The organism is Candidatus Symbiopectobacterium sp. NZEC127 (assembly GCF_025962675.1).
In the GTDB taxonomy this organism is placed as follows: Bacteria; Pseudomonadota; Gammaproteobacteria; order Enterobacterales; family Enterobacteriaceae; genus Symbiopectobacterium.
Window position 1 is genome coordinate 1 of sequence record NZ_JAGFPG010000109.1, and the last position, 512, is coordinate 512.

Here is a 512-nt window from a genome sequence, read left to right on the forward strand (position 1 = left end):
GACACCGACGACCTTGATTGAGCGCTGACCTGCACCACCGGCATTGCTGCCACCAACCCACGGTACGCCGTTGTTGCCTCGGTTGTTTTCGGCCCGTTCAATGGCTGAAACGGCGTCGCTGCTGGTGATTGACTGACGCAACGCCATGCCTTCGGCTATTTGGCTCCAGCCTAGCTGGCCGCCTGCGGTTTCTGCCATTTTATCAGCCATCGCTCGGCAGGTGAGTTTGGAGCGATCAAAGTCGAGTCGGGCTTGCAGGACGCCATTGGTCAGAAGGTTGTAGAGTCCTGGATCGGCTCGCTGGATGATCAGTGCGGGCAACGAGGCGACGGCGCTGGTGGCGCTTTGGATCACGTTACCCATGATGTTTTGGAAGCCGCTGCTTAGCCCATTAAGCTGATTCTGGATCGTCGTACTGATGTTCATGTCGCCACATATCAGGTTGCTGTTCCAGCCCACACCGACACCAATCGAGCGCATGCCTGCCGCACCGCTCATCGATACGGCGTTAC

1 pseudogene is annotated in these 512 nt (G+C 58.0%); it reads right to left on the bottom strand.

The features are described from left to right. Positions 1 to 512, bottom strand: a pseudogene (locus J5069_RS24165) (integrating conjugative element protein); the annotation flags it as partial.